This window comes from Roseiarcus fermentans (assembly GCF_003315135.1).
Taxonomy (GTDB): domain Bacteria; phylum Pseudomonadota; class Alphaproteobacteria; order Rhizobiales; family Beijerinckiaceae; genus Roseiarcus; species Roseiarcus fermentans.
Window position 1 is genome coordinate 71,325 of sequence record NZ_QNRK01000018.1, and the last position, 15,460, is coordinate 86,784.

Sequence of the window (15,460 nt, forward strand, 5' to 3'; positions counted from 1 at the left end):
GATATGTCGCCAGTCCCCTTCCCAGGCCGCCGCCCCGCCGAGGACAACCGCCGCGAGCGGATCATCGAGGCGGCCGAGCGCGCCTTCGTCCGCCACGGCTTCCACGCCGCCACCATGAGCCATGTCGCCGAGGAAGCGGCGATGAGCGCCGGCAACCTCTACCGCTACTTTCCTTCCAAGGAGGCGATCGTCGAGGCTTTGTGCGCCCTCGACCAGGAGGGGGCCGGGGATTCGTTCGCCACGCTGCTCGCGCAAGGGTGCGACCTGCGCAAGGCGGCCTACGAGGCCTTGCGCGACCAAGTGCTCGGCAAGCCGCGCGAAAAGGTGCGCATGATCGTCGAGATCTGGGCGGAGGCCGGGCGCAACCCGCGCGTGGCGGAAATGACGCGGGCGCTCGACGTCGCCGTTCTGGGCAAGCTCGAACGGCTGTTCGAGGCCGCCAAGGCGACGGGCGTCGCCGCGCCCGCCCTCGGCCCGCGCTTCGCCGCCCGGTTCTTCCTCACCTTCGTCGGCGGTCTCTTCAAGCGCATGGCGACCGAGCCCGAGTTCGACCGATCCGCCGAGGCCGCCATGGCCTACGGCGTCCTGAATGCTTTGTTCGCAGGGGCGATCGCCCCTGGCGGAGAGGATGGTTCGCAATGACCCGGCGCTTTGGCCCGCTTCTCGTTTTCGTCGCCCTCGCCGCCGGGGCCTGGGGTTTCGTCACGCTTCAGCCCTGCGCCGTCCCGACGCAACGAGTCCGCGCGCTCGGCCTGCCGGTCGGCGCGGCTTCCTGTCCGGCGCCGATCGCCGCGGCCGCCGCCGCCGAAGCGCCGCCCGCGCCGCCTCCGCCGCCGGCGGTGACCGTCGTTCCCGCCGTGCGGCGCGAGTTCGTCGACCGTCTGTTCGTGTCGGGAACGCTCATGGCCCGCGAAGAGGCGATGGTCGCCGCGCGGATCGACGGCCTGACGATCACCGAGGTCGACGCCGAGGACGGCGACTGGGTCAGGGCCGGTCAGGTGCTCGCCCGCCTCGACCGCACCCAGCTCGACGCGCTGCTCGCCCAGAACGACGCCGCGATCAGGCGCGCGGACGCTGCGATCGAGCAGGCCAAGAGCGCCATCGACCAGGCTCGGGCGCAGGTGACGTGGACCGGCGACGACTTCGCCCGCGCGCAAAAACTCGCCGGAGGCGTCATGTCGGTGTCGACCATCGAGCAGCGCGAGACGGCGCTGAAGACGGCGCAGGCGCAATTCGCCTCCGCCGGCAACGCGCTCGGCGTCGCCGAGGCCGACCGCAAGGCGCGCGACGCCGAACGGCAGGAGCTTCAGGTGCGCATCGGGCGCACCGACGTGACGGCCCCGGTCGCGGGTCTCGTCAGCCGCCGCTCGGCGCGGGTCGGCGCGACCGCGTCGGGCGCCGGCGAGCCGCTGTTTCGCATCATCGACGACGGCGCGATCGACCTCGAGGCCGACGCGCCCGAGCAGTCGCTGACCCGTTTCGCGGGCGGCATGCCGGCCACCCTTCGCCTTCCCGGCGTCAAGGACCCGGTCCGCGGGCGGGTGCGTCTCGTGTCCCAGGAGGTCGACCGGGCGAGCCGCACCGGCAAGGTGCGGATCGCGCTGTCCGACGTGTCCCACGCCCATATCGGCGCCTTCGCATCCGCCGAGGTCGAACTCGCCCGCCGCGACGGCGTCGGCGCGCCCGCCGCTGCGCTCAGCCGCGACGGCGACGTCGCCCGGCTCTACGTGGTGCGCGACGGCAGGGTCGAGGAGCGGACGGTGACGCCGGGCATCGTCGAGGGCGACGAGGTCGAGATCAAGGACGGACTGGCCGAGGGCGAGACGGTGGTGGCCAGGGCCGCGGCTTTCCTGCGCCCCGGCGATCGCGTCCGGCCGACGCCGGTCGTCGCGACCGCCGCCGGCGAGTGAGGCATGGGGCGGATCGCTTCGGTCGGGCGCGCCGCGCGCGTCGTCAACTAGGGAAGCCACGGCAATGGCGCTCAGTATCTCGGGCTGGTCGATCCGACGGCCGATTCCCGCAATCGTCGCCTTCGCGGTGCTGACGATCCTCGGGCTGATCAGCTTCCGCTCGATGCCGATCACCCGCTTTCCCAACATCGACATTCCGATCGTCAAGGTGGAGATCACCCAGTCGGGCGCGGCGCCGAGCGAACTCGAGTCGCAGGTGACGAAGAAGGTCGAGGACGCGGTCTCGAGCCTCAACGGCGTCTGGCACATCATCTCGACCGTCACCGACGGGTCGTCGGCGACCGTCGTGCAGTTCAACGTCGGCTCGGTCGACATCGACCGCGCGCTCAACGACGTGAAGGACAAGATCGCCAAGATCCGCGGCGACCTGCCGCGCACCATCGACGAGCCGGTCGTCAGCCGCGTCGACGTCGAGGGGCTGCCGATCGTCACCTATGCGGCCTCCGCGCCCGGCCTGTCGGTCGAGGAGCTGTCGTGGTTCGTCGACGACACGGTGGCCCGCGATCTGCAGAGCGTCCGCGGCGTCGGCGAGGTGACGCGCTTCGGCGGCGTCGACCGCGAGATCCGCGTTGCGCTCGATCCGGAAAAGCTGCTGGCGCTCGGCGTGACCGCCGCGGCGGTCAACGAGCAGGTGCGCGCCGACAACGTCGATCTCGGCGGCGGCCGCGGCGAAGTGTCCGGCCAGGAGCAGGCGATCCGCACGCTCGCCGGCGCGCGCAGCGTCGCCGACCTCGCCGCGCTGCCGATCGCGCTGCCGGGCGGGCGCAAGGTGCGTCTCGACGAACTCGGAACCGTGGTCGACGGGGCGGCCGAGCCGCGCACCTTCAGCCGCCTGTTCGACGAGCCGATCGTCGCCTTCGGCATCACCCGCGCCAAGGGCGCGAGCGACGTGACCGTCGACGAGCGGGTGGCGGTGCGCCTGGCGAAGATCCAGGCGGCGCATCCGGAGGTGCGGTTCAGCAAGGTCGACACGCAGGTGGTGAGCGAGGTCGGCAACTACCATTCGACGATGGAGACGCTGATCGAGGGCGCCGCGCTCGCGGTCGTGGTGGTGTTCGTGTTCCTGCGCGACCTGCGCGCCACCCTGGTCACGGCGCTGGCGCTGCCGCTGTCGATCATCCCGACCTTCTGGGCGATGGACGCGATCGGCTTCTCGCTCAATCTGGTCAGCCTGCTGGCGATCACGCTCGTCACCGGCATCCTCGTCGACGACGCCATCGTCGAGATCGAGAACATCGTGCGCCACATGCGCATGGGCAAGTCCGCCTATCGCGCCTCGGTCGAGGCCGCCGACGAGATCGGCCTCGCCGTCATCGCCATCTCGCTGTCGATCGCCGCGATCTTCGCGCCGGTGAGCTTCATGGGCGGCATCGCCGGGCAGTATTTCCGCCAGTTCGGCCTGACGGTCGCGATCGCGGTGTTGTTCTCGCTGATGGTCGCGCGCTTCGTCACGCCCGTCATCGCCGCCTACTTCCTGCGCGCCCCGAAGGACCACGTCCAGCGCGACGGCGCGATGATGCGCGGCTACACCCGGCTCGTGCGCGCTTCCGTCCGCCATCGCTGGATCACGGTGTTCATCGGGGCGCTGATCTTCGCCGGCTCGCTCTGGTCGACCCGGCTGCTGCCGTCGGGCTTCATTCCCGCCGACGACTACGGTCGCGCGCTGCTCGCGGTCGAACTGCCGCCGGGCTCGCGCCTCGACGACACCGACCGGGTCTCGCGCGCGATTTCGGAGAAGCTGCGCGCCATTCCGGAGGTCCGCTCGGCCCTGATCTTCGGCGGCCAGATCCTCGGCGGCGGCGCCGAGCCGCGCAAGGCGACCTTCGTCGTCAATTTCGTGCACAAGTCGGAACGCGCCGCGACGCAGAAGGAGCTGCAGACGCGGATCGGCGCCATCCTCGCCGACGTGCCCGACATCCGCTACTGGTTCCTCAAGGACAACGGCCAGCGCGACGTCTCGCTGATCGTGGCCGGCCCGGACATCGACGTCATCAACGCCACGGCGAACCAGATCGCCAGCGAGATGCGCACGATCCCGATCATCGAGACGCCGATGTCGACGGCCGAGCTCGAGCGGCCGGAACTGCGCATCACCCCCAAGCGCCAGGTCGCGGCCGACCTCGGCGTCTCGACCGAAGCGCTGAGCGGCACGGTCCGCGTCGCCACGCTCGGCGACATCGACGCCAACCTCGCCAAGTTCAACGCCGGCGACCGGCTGATCCCGATCCGCGTCCAGCTCGACGAGGCCGCGCGCGCCCGCATGGGGCTGTTGCAGGACCTGCGGGTGCCGACCGCCGGCGGCGGCGCGACGCCGCTGTCGGTTGTGGCGGACGTGTCGATCAGCCACGGGCCGACCGCGATCAACCGCTACGACCGCTCGCGCCGGGTGACGATCGAGGGCGACCTGCGCGGCGACACGGCGCTGGGCGAAGCGGTCGCGGCGATCCACGCGCTGCCGACCGCGAAAAACCTGCCGCCCGGCGTCGAGATCCGGGAGACCGGGGACGTCGAGGTGATGGGCGAGGTGTTCGCCTCGTTCGCCGCCGCGATGGGCGCCGGCCTGATGATGGTCTACGGGCTGCTGGTGCTGCTGTTCGGCAGCTTCCTGCAGCCGATCACCATTTTGATCTCGCTGCCGCTGTCGATCGGCGGGGCGATTCTGGCGCTGCTCATCACCCACAAGGCGATGTCGATGCCGGTGGTGATCGGCATTCTGATGCTGATGGGCATCGTCACCAAGAACGCGATCATGCTGGTCGACTTCGCGGTCGAGGAGATCGGGCGCGGCACGCCGCGGCTCGAAGCGCTGGTCGAGGCCGGCCGCAAGCGGGCGCGGCCGATCGTGATGACCACGATCGCGATGGCGGCCGGCATGTTCCCCTCGGCGCTGGGCCTCGGCGACGGCGGCGGCTTCCGCTCGCCGATGGCGATCGCGGTGATCGGCGGCCTGATCGTGTCGACGCTGTTGTCGCTGATCTTCGTCCCCGCGGTGTTCACGGTGATGGACGACGTCGGGCGGCTGACGTGGCGCCTGTTCAGCCGCCTGGTCGGGACGGGCGAGGACGAGGCGCCGGTCGAAAGGCCGAAGCCGCTCCAGCCGGCCGCGTCCAGGCCGAGGCCGGCTACGGAGGCGATGGCGCCGGCCGAGTGAGGCGCGCTCGCCGTCCGGCGGACGCCCGACCGGGAGGCGCGGGCTGTTACAGGGGCCCGCTCGCCATGATTTGACGTTTGCACAGCGCCGACGCCCGGAGCGACGGCTCTCCCGCAAAGAACGCAATTCACCCGACGGCCCGGCGAAAGGGTCGTAACCGACCGCCGTTCCCACCCGACCGGCCGTTCCAATTCCTGGCGGAGCGCGATCGACGCGTGTAAAATGCGACGCGGCCTCGTCCGCCTCGCCGGCGATCCGTCGTGCGAGGCCTTGCGGCGTCGTGATGCGGGAAGGTCGAAAAGCGGGCGCGCCCCGCAGGCCGACCTCGAATGCGATGACACGGGAGGATACGCATGATGCGAGTTGCACCCGGGCTGTGGCGTCGCTGGGCCGTCGTCGCCATAGCCGTCGTCTCTTCGACAATGCTGGCGGACGCGCGCTCAGCGCAAACCATTCAGCCTGCAGGCGTCACGCTCGCCTTTGCCCAGACGATGTCGTGGCTCGACAAGTCTCATTTCGCCGTCGGACGATGGGATGGCGTGATTTCGATCTTCCGGATCCCGCATGCCGATGAATCTGGTCCCGTTGTCACCGAAGCCATGGCGCTGCCATCCGGACGCGGCGTCGAGATGGTCGCGGCTGTCGACGACTCGACGATCGCGTCCTCGGACACGGCGGATTCGATCGTCATTTGGCATCGGAAGACCGATCCCGCCAGCAATCGAGGCCGAAGTTTCGAGATCAGCGAGCGGCTTTCGTATGATGCGAAGTACGGGACTGCGAACAGCGGGCTCGCGGCAACGGTCTCCGGTCGAGACTACCTTGTCACGGGGCATGAGAACGGGTTCGTTTTGTACTGGTCTAAAATGCCGGACGGAGCATTCAAGCTCGCCAAGGTCATCGATGACAAATCGCCGGCTGCTCCGGCCAATCCCTGGGGACTTCGGAACGTCCGGGGATTGGCGTTTTGGCGCAACCTCATCCTGACCGGCTCGGAGGACGGAGACATCGCGGCGTTGAGCGTGCCGGATGGCGGCGAGGTTTTTCGCGTTCGCTATAACGACAAAGCCCAGCGAGGCATAAACAACATCTCTGTGCTTGGCGACCTCCTCCTGGTCGCCAATTGTGCGGTGGGCTTGACCGACAAGAATGTGTGGTTGTTCGACCTCTCTTCCGGCAAGCCGGTTCTCAGCGACGCGGAAAATCTTGCGGTCGACCTGACAAAGTCACAGGTTTTCGACTTTGACGCCGTCCTCGCTGAAGGTGAGAGCGGGCCGATCTTTTTCAGCAGTACAGAGGAGGGATTGTTGTGGGAGGGTGACGTTTCAAGAGGCCGATTGATCGTCACTGGCGTCACCAAATCCTCTCCCGAGGGAGGCTCTGTCATTGCGGTTGGACCAGACGATGATCTCATCGCGGTGGCCACATACGCTATTCGCCTGTTCAAGACGAAATGACGCGATGGATTTGGATATTGGCGCTTGTTCTCGGTCGGGACGGACCCGACGCCCGGGAGTCCGGCGCGCGGCGGGCGGCCGACCCCGGCCGGCGAGCCGCTGCCCCGCCTGATGCTCAAACGCCAGCCGTCCAGGGGTCGATGACCGTCAGGCCGGCGGCCGAGAATGCGCTCGTGTCGCGCGACGCGACGGCGAAATCATGCAAGGCGGCGATCGCGGCGATGTAACCGTCGGGCGTGGGGAAGCCCTTTCCGGCGGCGCGCGTCCTGACGGCGCGTTCGGCATAGTGTCGGGCGGCGCGGGTGTCGAACGGCAGGATCCGATCCGCGAACAGGTCCATGACGCCGTCGAGCGCCGCGGCCAGCCTGTCCTTGCGCCTGCCCCCGGGAAGCGCGCCGACGCCGAACATCAGTTCGGCGACGGTGACGCTGGACAGAAAAAGCGTCTCCGCCGACTGCGCGTCGAGCCATGCGCGGACCGCCGGGGCCGGCTCGGGCTTCATGGCCTCCGAGACGATATTGGTGTCCAGCAGAATCATTCGAAGCGGAGCGGCTCGGCAGGCGCCGCGGCGCGCACGGTCTCCAGGGCTTCGACATCGGCGTTGGTGAGCCCGATCTTCCGGCTCATCTCCGCCAGCGCGGCGCCGAGACGCATTCGGCTCTCCGGCCGTACGGCAGCCTCCAGGATGGCGCGGATTTCCGCCTCCGTGCTGCGATTGTGCTGCGCCGCACGGACCTTCAAGGCGCGATGGGTCTCATCGGAGAGGTTGCGAATGGTGACGGCGGCCACGATGGCAATATCCAGTAACGATAGCATTGATAGCAATAGTGCGAGAGGCTATCGCATGTCGAGGACGGCACACGGCCGCGCGGCCAGGCTTCGCGGGCGACCGTCAAGGTGGTTGTGCGCGAGGGGGCGGACAAGGCTTCCTCGGGGAGGGGCGGCGTCTCGCCGCTCGGGCGCCCGTGACAGGCGCCCTCCGGTTGAGCGCCGCGACGGTCTCAGCATGGGTAACCGGGGCGGATTTTTCGGTGTGGTCATGTAAAGCTTCATCCGGCGGAGTGAGGCGCGCTCGCCGTCCAGCGTACGCCCGACCTCGAAACCGAGCCTTTGCCGCCCTTCCTCGACCATCACGGTGCGAAAAGGAAAGCTCTAGCTAGCTAGCTAGCTAGCTAGGGACGCTCCTTCCGAGGCAAACAGCGACAGCGTGTCGACCCCCTGAGAAGGTCGCCGACCGACTTCCGGAAGGGCGCATCCTTACGCTGCTCGCCGGCTGCGCCGCTGTTTCCTCGTTTACGTTATGTAACCGTCAATGTAACCCATTGGCGCAGGCAGATCCCCGGTACTATCAGCTCCGGGAGCGGCGTCACTGAGGACGTTGTGGCTCCACCCTCCATTGTCAGAGAACCAAAGTTCGTGAACTTTCCCGTCTCTACCAATGTAGTTTACATGCTGTTGGTTATTCCAAGGCGTGAAAAAACCATCAAGCGGGCTCCCGGCGAGCGGTACCGAAGTTTGGCCATTGGCTCCCGGGGCGGCGTCACTGAGGATGTTGTGGCTCCAGCCTCCGTTGTCCGAGAACCAAAGTTCGTGAACTTTCCCGTCTCTGCCAACGTAGTTTACATGCTGTTGGTTGTTCCACGGCGTTACGTAACCATCCAACGGACTTCCGGCGACCGGCAGCGACGTTTGACCATTGGCTCCAGGAGCGGCGTCACTGAGGACGTTGTGGCTCCAGCCTCCATTGTCCGAGAACCAAAGCTCGTGAACTTTCCCGTCTTTGCCAATATAGTTCACATGCTGTTGGCTGTTCCAGGGTGTGAAAAAACCATCAAGCGGGCTCCCGGCCACCGGCAGCGAAGTTTCGCCATTGGCTCCGTGGGCGGCGTCACTGAGGACGTTGTGGCTCCAGCCTCCGTTGTCCGAGAACCAAAGCTCGTGGACTTTCCCGTCTTTGCCAATGTAGTTCACATGCTGTTGCTTGTTCCACGGCGTTTCGAAACCGTCCAACGGACTTCCGGAAACGGGCAGCGAAATTTGGCCATTGGCTCCGGGAGCGGCGTCACTGAGGACGTTGTGGCTCCAACCCCCGTTGTCCGAGAACCAAAGCTCGTGGACTTTCCCGTCGTTGCCAATGTAGTTCACATGCTGTTGGTTGTTCCACAACGTCGTGTATCCATCCAACGGACTTCCGGCGACCGGCAGCGAAGTTTGGCCATTGGCTCCGGGAGCGGCGTCACTGAGGACGTTGTGGCTCCAGCCTCCATTGTCCGAGAACCAAAGTTCGTGGACTTTTCCGTCTTTGCCGATGTAGTTGACATGCTGTTGCTTGTTCCACCATGTGGCGAATCCGTCCACCGCGCTACCAGATGCAGGGAGAGAGGTTTGACTGTCCGCGCCGCCGTGGGCGATGTCGCTGAGGATATTGTGGCTCCAGCCGCCAGTGTCGGAGAACCAAAGTTCGTGAACTTTCCCGTCACTCCCTGCGTAATTGACATGCTGCTGTTTATTCCCCTGAAAGGGCGGGGAGGGTGAGCCATTGGAAGACGGAATAACCAGAAGCGGATTCTCAGCGGGATAGATCGCGACCCACGGAAGCTCGAAGCAGACGCCACCTCCTTGATCGGCCGCCTCAGCAGCAGATTTCTCCAATCCAATATAGAGCCCGACGACCGCAGCCGCAATCGAGACTGGTGGAGGGATAGCGCCAAGAGCGCTTGTGATAGTCGTAGCTGCGTCAGCAGAAGAGAAGACATTTTTGGTTTCTTGTTCGTCTAGGCAAATTTTAACGCCGCCCCAAGGCCAATAGTCAACATTCCAATTGCCCATTGCATCCTCCCGATATTTTTATTGGAGTCGAAAATCAATACTCCCTTGCGGTAACAGAGTTAACCGGTACGCTTTGCGTATTGAAGAACATCTCAACACATCTAGACCGAATTGACAAGAGACTTCTGTCGCGGTAGCGTCTCTCACAAATGCAAGTTCTGCATAACGCATTCAGGGCGCACCCAAAGGGGTGTAAGAATGAATATTCACCACGCCAGGAATTGAATAGTCTTTATGTTTACGCTCCGTGATGACGGTGGAAAGGTCCGCTCTCCGATTTGCGCCGGTTATTCGCTCAGGTGCTGACGAACGCGACCTTCGGACGGATTCCGCGTTTTCCCTGACGTCCTCCGTAGGTCCGCTTCGTCCAATCGAGGCGTCCAAAGCCGCGATCCGCGAAGCCCCCTTCCCGTCGAATCCCGCTGCTCAATTGCACGTTCGTTACGGGTCGGCTTGAGCCGGCGCCTTCGAAGTCCTTTTCGGGGACGGTCGCTCCGGCGCTTTGCACGGTAGGAAGAATGGGGCCGGCATCCCTCGTGGCGGCGGGCGTTGCATGAACCGGATATTGGCGCTGTTCGCGTGCGGGAGGGGCTCCACGACCGGGAGTCCGGCGCGCGGCGGGCGGCAGAGGCTCACGCCGCCGCCGCCCGGTCCGGCGACGCCGCCGGCGCAACCGCCGCCCACCAGGCCTCGATCGCCTCGCGCGTCGGCGGCAGCTTTTCGTCGAGGCCCGCGGCAAAAGCGTCCCACGCGGCGAGATAGCGCTTCGGCACGCACACGATCAGCGCCAGATCGTCGGCGAACGCCCGGCCGATCTCGGCCAGCATGCCGTCGCCTTCCGACTCCAGCCGCCCGAAGCGGTTGACGACCAGCAAATCCGGGTCTCCGGCGCGCGCGCGGTCGAGCATGCCTGCGGCGACGGCGATCGCCTCGGGGTCGACCCGGCAGCCGGTCGCGTCCCGGCCGAGGTCCTGCATGATGGCGAGCGTCGCGCCGGTGACGAGGTCGCGCACGCGCACGTCGCGCAGGGCGCACAGGTCCTCGTCGCCGGCGCGCTCCTGCACGAGGCCCGCGACGCGCACGCCGCGCGCCGCGGCCGCGTCGAGGAAGGCGATCAGCGGCGGATCGGGCTCCTCGTCGCGGTCGAACACCACCGCCGCCAGCCGGCTCGCGCCGGCATCGGGCCCCGTTTTCCTCGCTTCGGCGGTCATCGCCATCGCCCTTGTTCTCGCTGCCGCCTCCTTACGCACGCGAACAACCGGACACAAGCGGCGCAGCGTCCGCCTCGGCCTTGCGCGGGTCGAGGCGCCCGCGTAACTGTCGGCGACACTTTTCCCGGGCGCGACGATGCCAACCTCCCTGCTTGAGACGCTTCTGGCCGAAGGCCGGCCCCTGCTCGCCGACGGCGCGACCGGAACGAACCTGTTCGCCGTCGGGCTGACGTCGGGCGACTGCCCGGACCTGTGGAACGTCGACCACCCGGACCGTATCCAGGCGCTGCATCGGGCTTTCGTCGACGCCGGCTCCGACATCATCCTCACCAACAGCTTCGGGGCGAACCGGCGCCGGCTCGCGCTGCACGGCGCCGAGGCGCGCGCCCGGGAGCTCAACCGGCTCGCGGCGCAGAACGCGCGGGCGGTGGCGGACGAGGCCGGCCGTCCGGTGGTCGTCGCGGGGTCGGTCGGGCCGACCGGCGACATCTTCGCCCCCCTCGGCCCGCTGACCGAGGACGAGGCGATCGACGTGTTCGCCGAGCAGATCGAGGGCCTGCGCGAGGGGGGCGCGGACGTCGCCTGGATCGAGACCATGTCGGCGGCCGAGGAGGTTCGCGCCGCGGCGCTGGCGGCGGCCCGGGTCGGCATGCCCTTCACCGTGACGGCGAGCTTCGACACCGCCGGGCGGACGATGATGGGGGTCGAGCCGGCGGCGTTCGCCGCGCTCGCCGACGGTTTCGAGCACAAGCCGCTCGCCTGGGGCTCCAACTGCGGCGTCGGCGCTTCCGACCTGCTGGTGTCGATCCTCGCCATGAGCGAGGCCGACCCGGACGCCGTCCTGATCGCCAAGGCCAACGCCGGCGTGCCGCACTGGCACGGCGCCGAGATCCACTATTCCGGCACACCCGAGCTGATGCAGCGTTACGCCGGCCTCGCCGTCGATTGCGGCGCGCGCATCGTCGGCGGCTGCTGCGGCAATACGCCGGCGCATGTCGCGGCCATCCGGCGCGGTCTCGACGGCCATCGCCCCGGCGCCCGGCCGACGCCGGAGGCGATCGTGGCGGCGCTCGGGGCGCTGGTCGCGCCGGCCGCCGCCCCCTCGGCCGGCCGCGTCCGGCGCCGCGAGCGCACATGAACGCCAAGGCGAAGGCGCGCGCGCAACGGGGTTTTGTTCAGGACGACGAGGCCGCGCCGGCCCCGGCGCCGCAAGGCGCCCTCGTCGCCGCATCGGGTCCGCAGACGTTCGAGGTCGGCGCCGATGCGGCCGGCGAGCGGCTCGACCGCTGGCTCGGCCGGGCGGCGGCCGAGCGCCGCCTCGCCCTGTCGCGCACCCGCATCAAGGCGCTGATCGAAGCCGGCGAGGTTTCGGTCGATGGCGTCACCGCGACCGACCCCGCGACGCGGCTGACGCCCGGCGCGGCGCTTCGGTTCGAGGCGCCGCCGCCCGAAGACTATTCCGTGCGGGGCGAAGACCTTCCGCTCGACGTCGTGTTCGAGGACGCCGACCTCGTCGTGATCGACAAGCCGGCCGGGCTGGTCGTCCATCCCGCCCCCGGCCACGCCGGCGGCACGCTGGTCAACGCGCTGATCAGCCACTGCGGCGCGAGCCTGTCGGGGATCGGCGGCGTGCGCCGGCCGGGCATCGTCCACCGGCTCGACAAGGACACCTCGGGGCTGCTGGTCGTCGCCAAGACCGACGCCGCCCATCAGGGCCTGGCCGGGCTGTTCGCCGACCACGGCCGCACCGGCTCGCTCGAACGCGAGTACCTCGCGCTCGTCTGGGGCGGTTTCGAGGCCGGCGCGGGAAAGGTCGACGCCGCGATCGCCCGCCACGCCCACAACCGCGAGCGCATGGCGGTCGTGCCCGAGGAGCGCGGCCGCCACGCGGTGACCCATTGGGAGGTGGTGGAGGCGCTGGGGCCTGCGACCCTGGTCGCCTGCCGGCTCGAGACCGGGCGGACCCACCAGATCCGCGTCCACATGGCCTCGATCGGCCATCCGCTGCTCGGCGATCCGGTCTACGGCGCGGGGTTCAAGACCAAGGCGGCCCACCTCACCGAGGAGGCGAGAGCGGCGCTCGCCGCGCTCGGGCGGCAGGCGTTGCATGCCGCGGCGCTCGGCTTCGAGCATCCGATCACCGGCGCGCCGCTGCGCTTCGACAGTCCGCTCCCGGAGGATCTGGCGCGTCTGGTCGACGTCCTGCGCGCCGGGCGCCCGGCGCGCCGGTGATCCAAAGCCGCGGCGGTTTCGTTTTGCGGTCGTGGGCTGGCCATTTTTCGGCCATCCTTGCTCGACCACAATGTCACGACGGCCGTAGCGCCGACGGAGCCGGCCTCGATCCCGGCTCCGACTGGAGGATCCAATGGCCGCGTCGCTTCCCGTTATCGCCAGCGAATCGGGACTCGCCCGTTATCTGCAAGAGATCAAGCGGTTTCCCATGCTGGAGCCGCAAGAGGAATACATGCTGGCCAAGCGCTGGCGCGAGCACGGCGACCGCGAGGCCGCGCACAAGCTCGTGACCTCGCATCTGCGCCTCGTCGCCAAGATCGCCATGGGCTATCGCGGCTATGGCCTGCCGATCGGGGAGGTCATCTCCGAGGGCAACGTCGGCCTGATGCAGGCGGTCAAGCGATTCGAACCCGAAAGGGGTTTCAAGCTCGCGACCTACGCGATGTGGTGGATCCGCGCCTCGATCCAGGAGTACATCCTGCGGTCCTGGTCGCTGGTGAAGATGGGCACCACCGCCAGCCAGAAGAAGCTGTTCTTCAACCTGCGTAAGGCGAAGAGCCGCATCTCGGCGCTCGACGAGGGCGACCTGCGCGACGACCAGGTCGAATCGATCTCCAAGCGCCTCGGGGTCGCCAAGCAGGACGTGATCGACATGAACCGCCGCCTCGGCGGCGACGCGTCGCTGAACGCGCCCTTGCGCGAGGACGGCGAAGGCGAGTGGCAGGACTGGCTGGTCGACGAATCGGCCGACCAGGAGTCGCAACTGGCCGACCGGGAGGAATCCGACGCTCGCCTCGGCGCGCTGCGCGGCGCCTTGTCGGTGCTGAACCCGCGCGAGCGGCGAATCTTCGAGGCGCGCCGTCTCGCGGAGGACCCGATCACCCTCGAGGACCTGTCCGCCGAATTCGGCGTCTCGCGCGAGCGCGTCCGCCAGATCGAGGTCCGCGCCTTCGAGAAGGTGCAGGCGGCGGTCAAGGCGGGAGTCGCGCGGGCCCAGGCGGCGAAGTCGCGAGCGCCCGCCGCGCTGCCGGCGCCGTGATCGGACCCCCTGCGTTTCGGAGAGACGCGCGACGGCCGGATATGCGATAGAGTCGCGCCGGTTTCTCCGACTGCAGCAGGTTCGAGCATGATCGCGACTGTTTTTTGCCGCCGGGCGGCGCTGGCCGGGCTGCTCGCGGGCGTCGCGATCGTTCCCGCCTTCGCCGGCGACAGGCCTGCGACCCCCGAAGGCGCCCGGACGGTCCAGGCCTTCCTGGACCGTTTCGTTCCGGCGCCGCCGGCCGGCGGCTCTGCTCTGGTCAGCGTGAAGCCGGATGGTCAGGCCTATATCCTGTCCGTGGACCTCGCCGCCGTGAACGGCCTCTTCAAGGGGGCCGGCGTGGGCGCGACCTACGAGCCCGCGACGCTCGTCTACAAGCTGTTCGAGCAGGACGACGGCAAATGGCGCGTGGTTCAGGACTCGCTGCCGCGCATCGTCACCCGGACCGGGGACGCGACCAGCGTCTTCGAGGTCGAGAATTACCGCCAGACCCTGGTCGTCGATCCGCAGCTCGCCTGGTGGACGAGCGGCGCCGCCAGCGCCGGCAAGGGCCTCCTCACCGCCGAAGCGCCGAAGCTCGCCCAGGCTTTCGATTTCGGCTCGCTCGCGGGGGACTATGCGACGACCGTCAAGCCCGACGGCGCGGTCTCGAGCACGGTCAGGCAAGCGTTCGGCGACGTCGGCTTCAAGATTTCCGTGACCGACAAGGACGGCAATCCCGTCGCCTCGAGCGGCCGGCTGGAAAGCGCGTCGGTCAACCTCGGGGTCGACGGCCTGAACACGAGAAAGTTGTTCGATCTCGTCAGCCTGCTATCCGTCCATCGCGCCGATCTCGCCCAGCACGAATCGGAGCTCAAGGACCTGCTGCGGACGCTCGCCGCGCCCGGGACGCGGTTTGTCGAGGGCGGCGAAGCCACGAAGCTGATGATCGCATCCCCGATCGGCGCGATCGCGCTCGCCGGCGCGAAGCTCGGCGTCGGCGTGACCAACGCCGGTCCGGACAGCGCCGTCGACGCCACCCTCGACGCCGAGGGCCTCAGCCTCCCGGCCGGGCTCGCGCCCCCCAACGCCGCCGACCTCACGCCCTCGAAGGTGAACCTCGCTTTCACCGTCAAGGGGATCGACATCGCGGCCGCCGCCGCAAAGGCGATCGAGAGCCTCCGCCTCGGCGGGCCGGGGCCGGCGATTTCGGACGACGATTCGGCCAGGGTCTCGGCGGCGTTGATCGGCGCCGGCCCGCTGAAGGTGGTGCTGGCGCCGTCGCATGTCGTCGCCCCGGCGATCGACGCCGATCTCGCGGGCGAAATGCGCTACGCCGCCGGCAGGACCTCCGGCGTCGTGACGATTCGGATGCGCAACTTCGACCGGACCATGAGCGCGGTCAGGGAGCTCGGGCCGGAGGTCGCCGCCAAGTCGCTGCCGATGGTGGCGATGGCCAAGGGCCTGGCGAAGACCGAGAGCGACGGCGCGCTGAGCTGGCTGGTCGAGATCGGCGACGACCGGTCGATCACGGTCAATGGCGTTCGGCTCAGCGCCGACAAGTGACGGCCGCGATTCGCCGAGGCCCTCGA

General features: G+C 68.2%; 12 protein-coding genes. 8 read left to right on the forward strand and 4 right to left on the reverse strand.

Annotated features, from left to right (window positions below; translation table 11 throughout):
* Positions 1 to 3: 3 nt before the first annotated feature.
* From DFR50_RS16655 to DFR50_RS16670, 4 genes are all read left to right on the forward strand, one after another.
* Entirely contained in the window at positions 4 to 642 is a 639-nt protein-coding gene (locus DFR50_RS16655; RefSeq protein WP_170153245.1) for a TetR/AcrR family transcriptional regulator, read from the forward strand.
* Positions 639 to 1,910, forward strand: coding sequence for an efflux RND transporter periplasmic adaptor subunit (locus DFR50_RS16660; RefSeq protein ID WP_113890405.1), 1,272 nt, complete (start codon positions 639 to 641; stop codon positions 1,908 to 1,910). Before DFR50_RS16655 ends, DFR50_RS16660 begins: the two co-directional genes overlap by 4 nt.
* Positions 1,911 to 1,974: 64 nt before the next feature.
* Positions 1,975 to 5,121: an efflux RND transporter permease subunit gene (locus tag DFR50_RS16665; protein WP_113890406.1), complete on the forward strand. Its 3,147-nt coding sequence runs from the start codon at positions 1,975 to 1,977 to the stop codon at positions 5,119 to 5,121.
* Positions 5,122 to 5,474: 353 nt separating this feature from the next.
* Entirely contained in the window at positions 5,475 to 6,578 is a 1,104-nt protein-coding gene (locus tag DFR50_RS16670) for a hypothetical protein (protein ID WP_113890407.1), read from the forward strand.
* A gap of 115 nt (positions 6,579 to 6,693) precedes the next feature.
* Here DFR50_RS16670 and DFR50_RS16675 read toward each other — a convergent pair whose 3' ends face one another.
* The 4 genes from DFR50_RS16675 to DFR50_RS16685 form a co-directional block, all read right to left on the reverse strand.
* Positions 6,694 to 7,116 (reverse strand): type II toxin-antitoxin system VapC family toxin, encoded by a 423-nt coding sequence (locus DFR50_RS16675; RefSeq protein ID WP_113890408.1) that lies wholly within the window; start codon positions 7,114 to 7,116, stop codon positions 6,694 to 6,696.
* Positions 7,113 to 7,367 carry a FitA-like ribbon-helix-helix domain-containing protein gene (locus DFR50_RS16680; protein ID WP_113890409.1) on the reverse strand — a complete coding sequence of 85 codons (255 nt, stop codon included), beginning with the start codon at positions 7,365 to 7,367 and terminating at the stop codon, positions 7,113 to 7,115. The genes DFR50_RS16675 and DFR50_RS16680 overlap by 4 nt, the downstream gene beginning before the upstream one ends.
* Before the next feature lie 504 nt (positions 7,368 to 7,871).
* Positions 7,872 to 9,407 carry a PLL family lectin gene (locus DFR50_RS31425; RefSeq protein ID WP_147262787.1) on the reverse strand — a complete coding sequence of 512 codons (1,536 nt, stop codon included), beginning with the start codon at positions 9,405 to 9,407 and terminating at the stop codon, positions 7,872 to 7,874.
* Positions 9,408 to 10,039: 632 nt separating this feature from the next.
* A complete protein-coding gene (locus DFR50_RS16685) occupies positions 10,040 to 10,624 on the reverse strand; it encodes a DUF2478 domain-containing protein (protein WP_113890410.1) in 585 nt (194 codons plus the stop codon).
* Between the two features lie 130 nt (positions 10,625 to 10,754).
* Between DFR50_RS16685 and bmt the strand changes: the two genes are divergently transcribed.
* The 4 genes from bmt (at position 10,755) to DFR50_RS16705 (ending at position 15,434) form a co-directional block, all read left to right on the forward strand.
* The gene (gene bmt / locus DFR50_RS16690; RefSeq protein ID WP_113890411.1) at positions 10,755 to 11,756 is read left to right on the forward strand and encodes a betaine--homocysteine S-methyltransferase; all 1,002 of its coding nucleotides are present in this window, start codon (positions 10,755 to 10,757) and stop codon (positions 11,754 to 11,756) included.
* Positions 11,753 to 12,850 (forward strand): RluA family pseudouridine synthase, encoded by a 1,098-nt coding sequence (locus DFR50_RS16695; RefSeq protein WP_113890412.1) that lies wholly within the window; start codon positions 11,753 to 11,755, stop codon positions 12,848 to 12,850. Before bmt ends, DFR50_RS16695 begins: the two co-directional genes overlap by 4 nt.
* Before the next feature lie 133 nt (positions 12,851 to 12,983).
* Entirely contained in the window at positions 12,984 to 13,889 is a 906-nt protein-coding gene (rpoH, locus tag DFR50_RS16700; protein ID WP_113890413.1) for an RNA polymerase sigma factor RpoH, read from the forward strand.
* An 87-nt stretch (positions 13,890 to 13,976) separates the two neighbouring features.
* Entirely contained in the window at positions 13,977 to 15,434 is a 1,458-nt protein-coding gene (locus tag DFR50_RS16705; RefSeq protein ID WP_113890414.1) for a hypothetical protein, read from the forward strand.
* Positions 15,435 to 15,460: the final 26 nt, after the last annotated feature.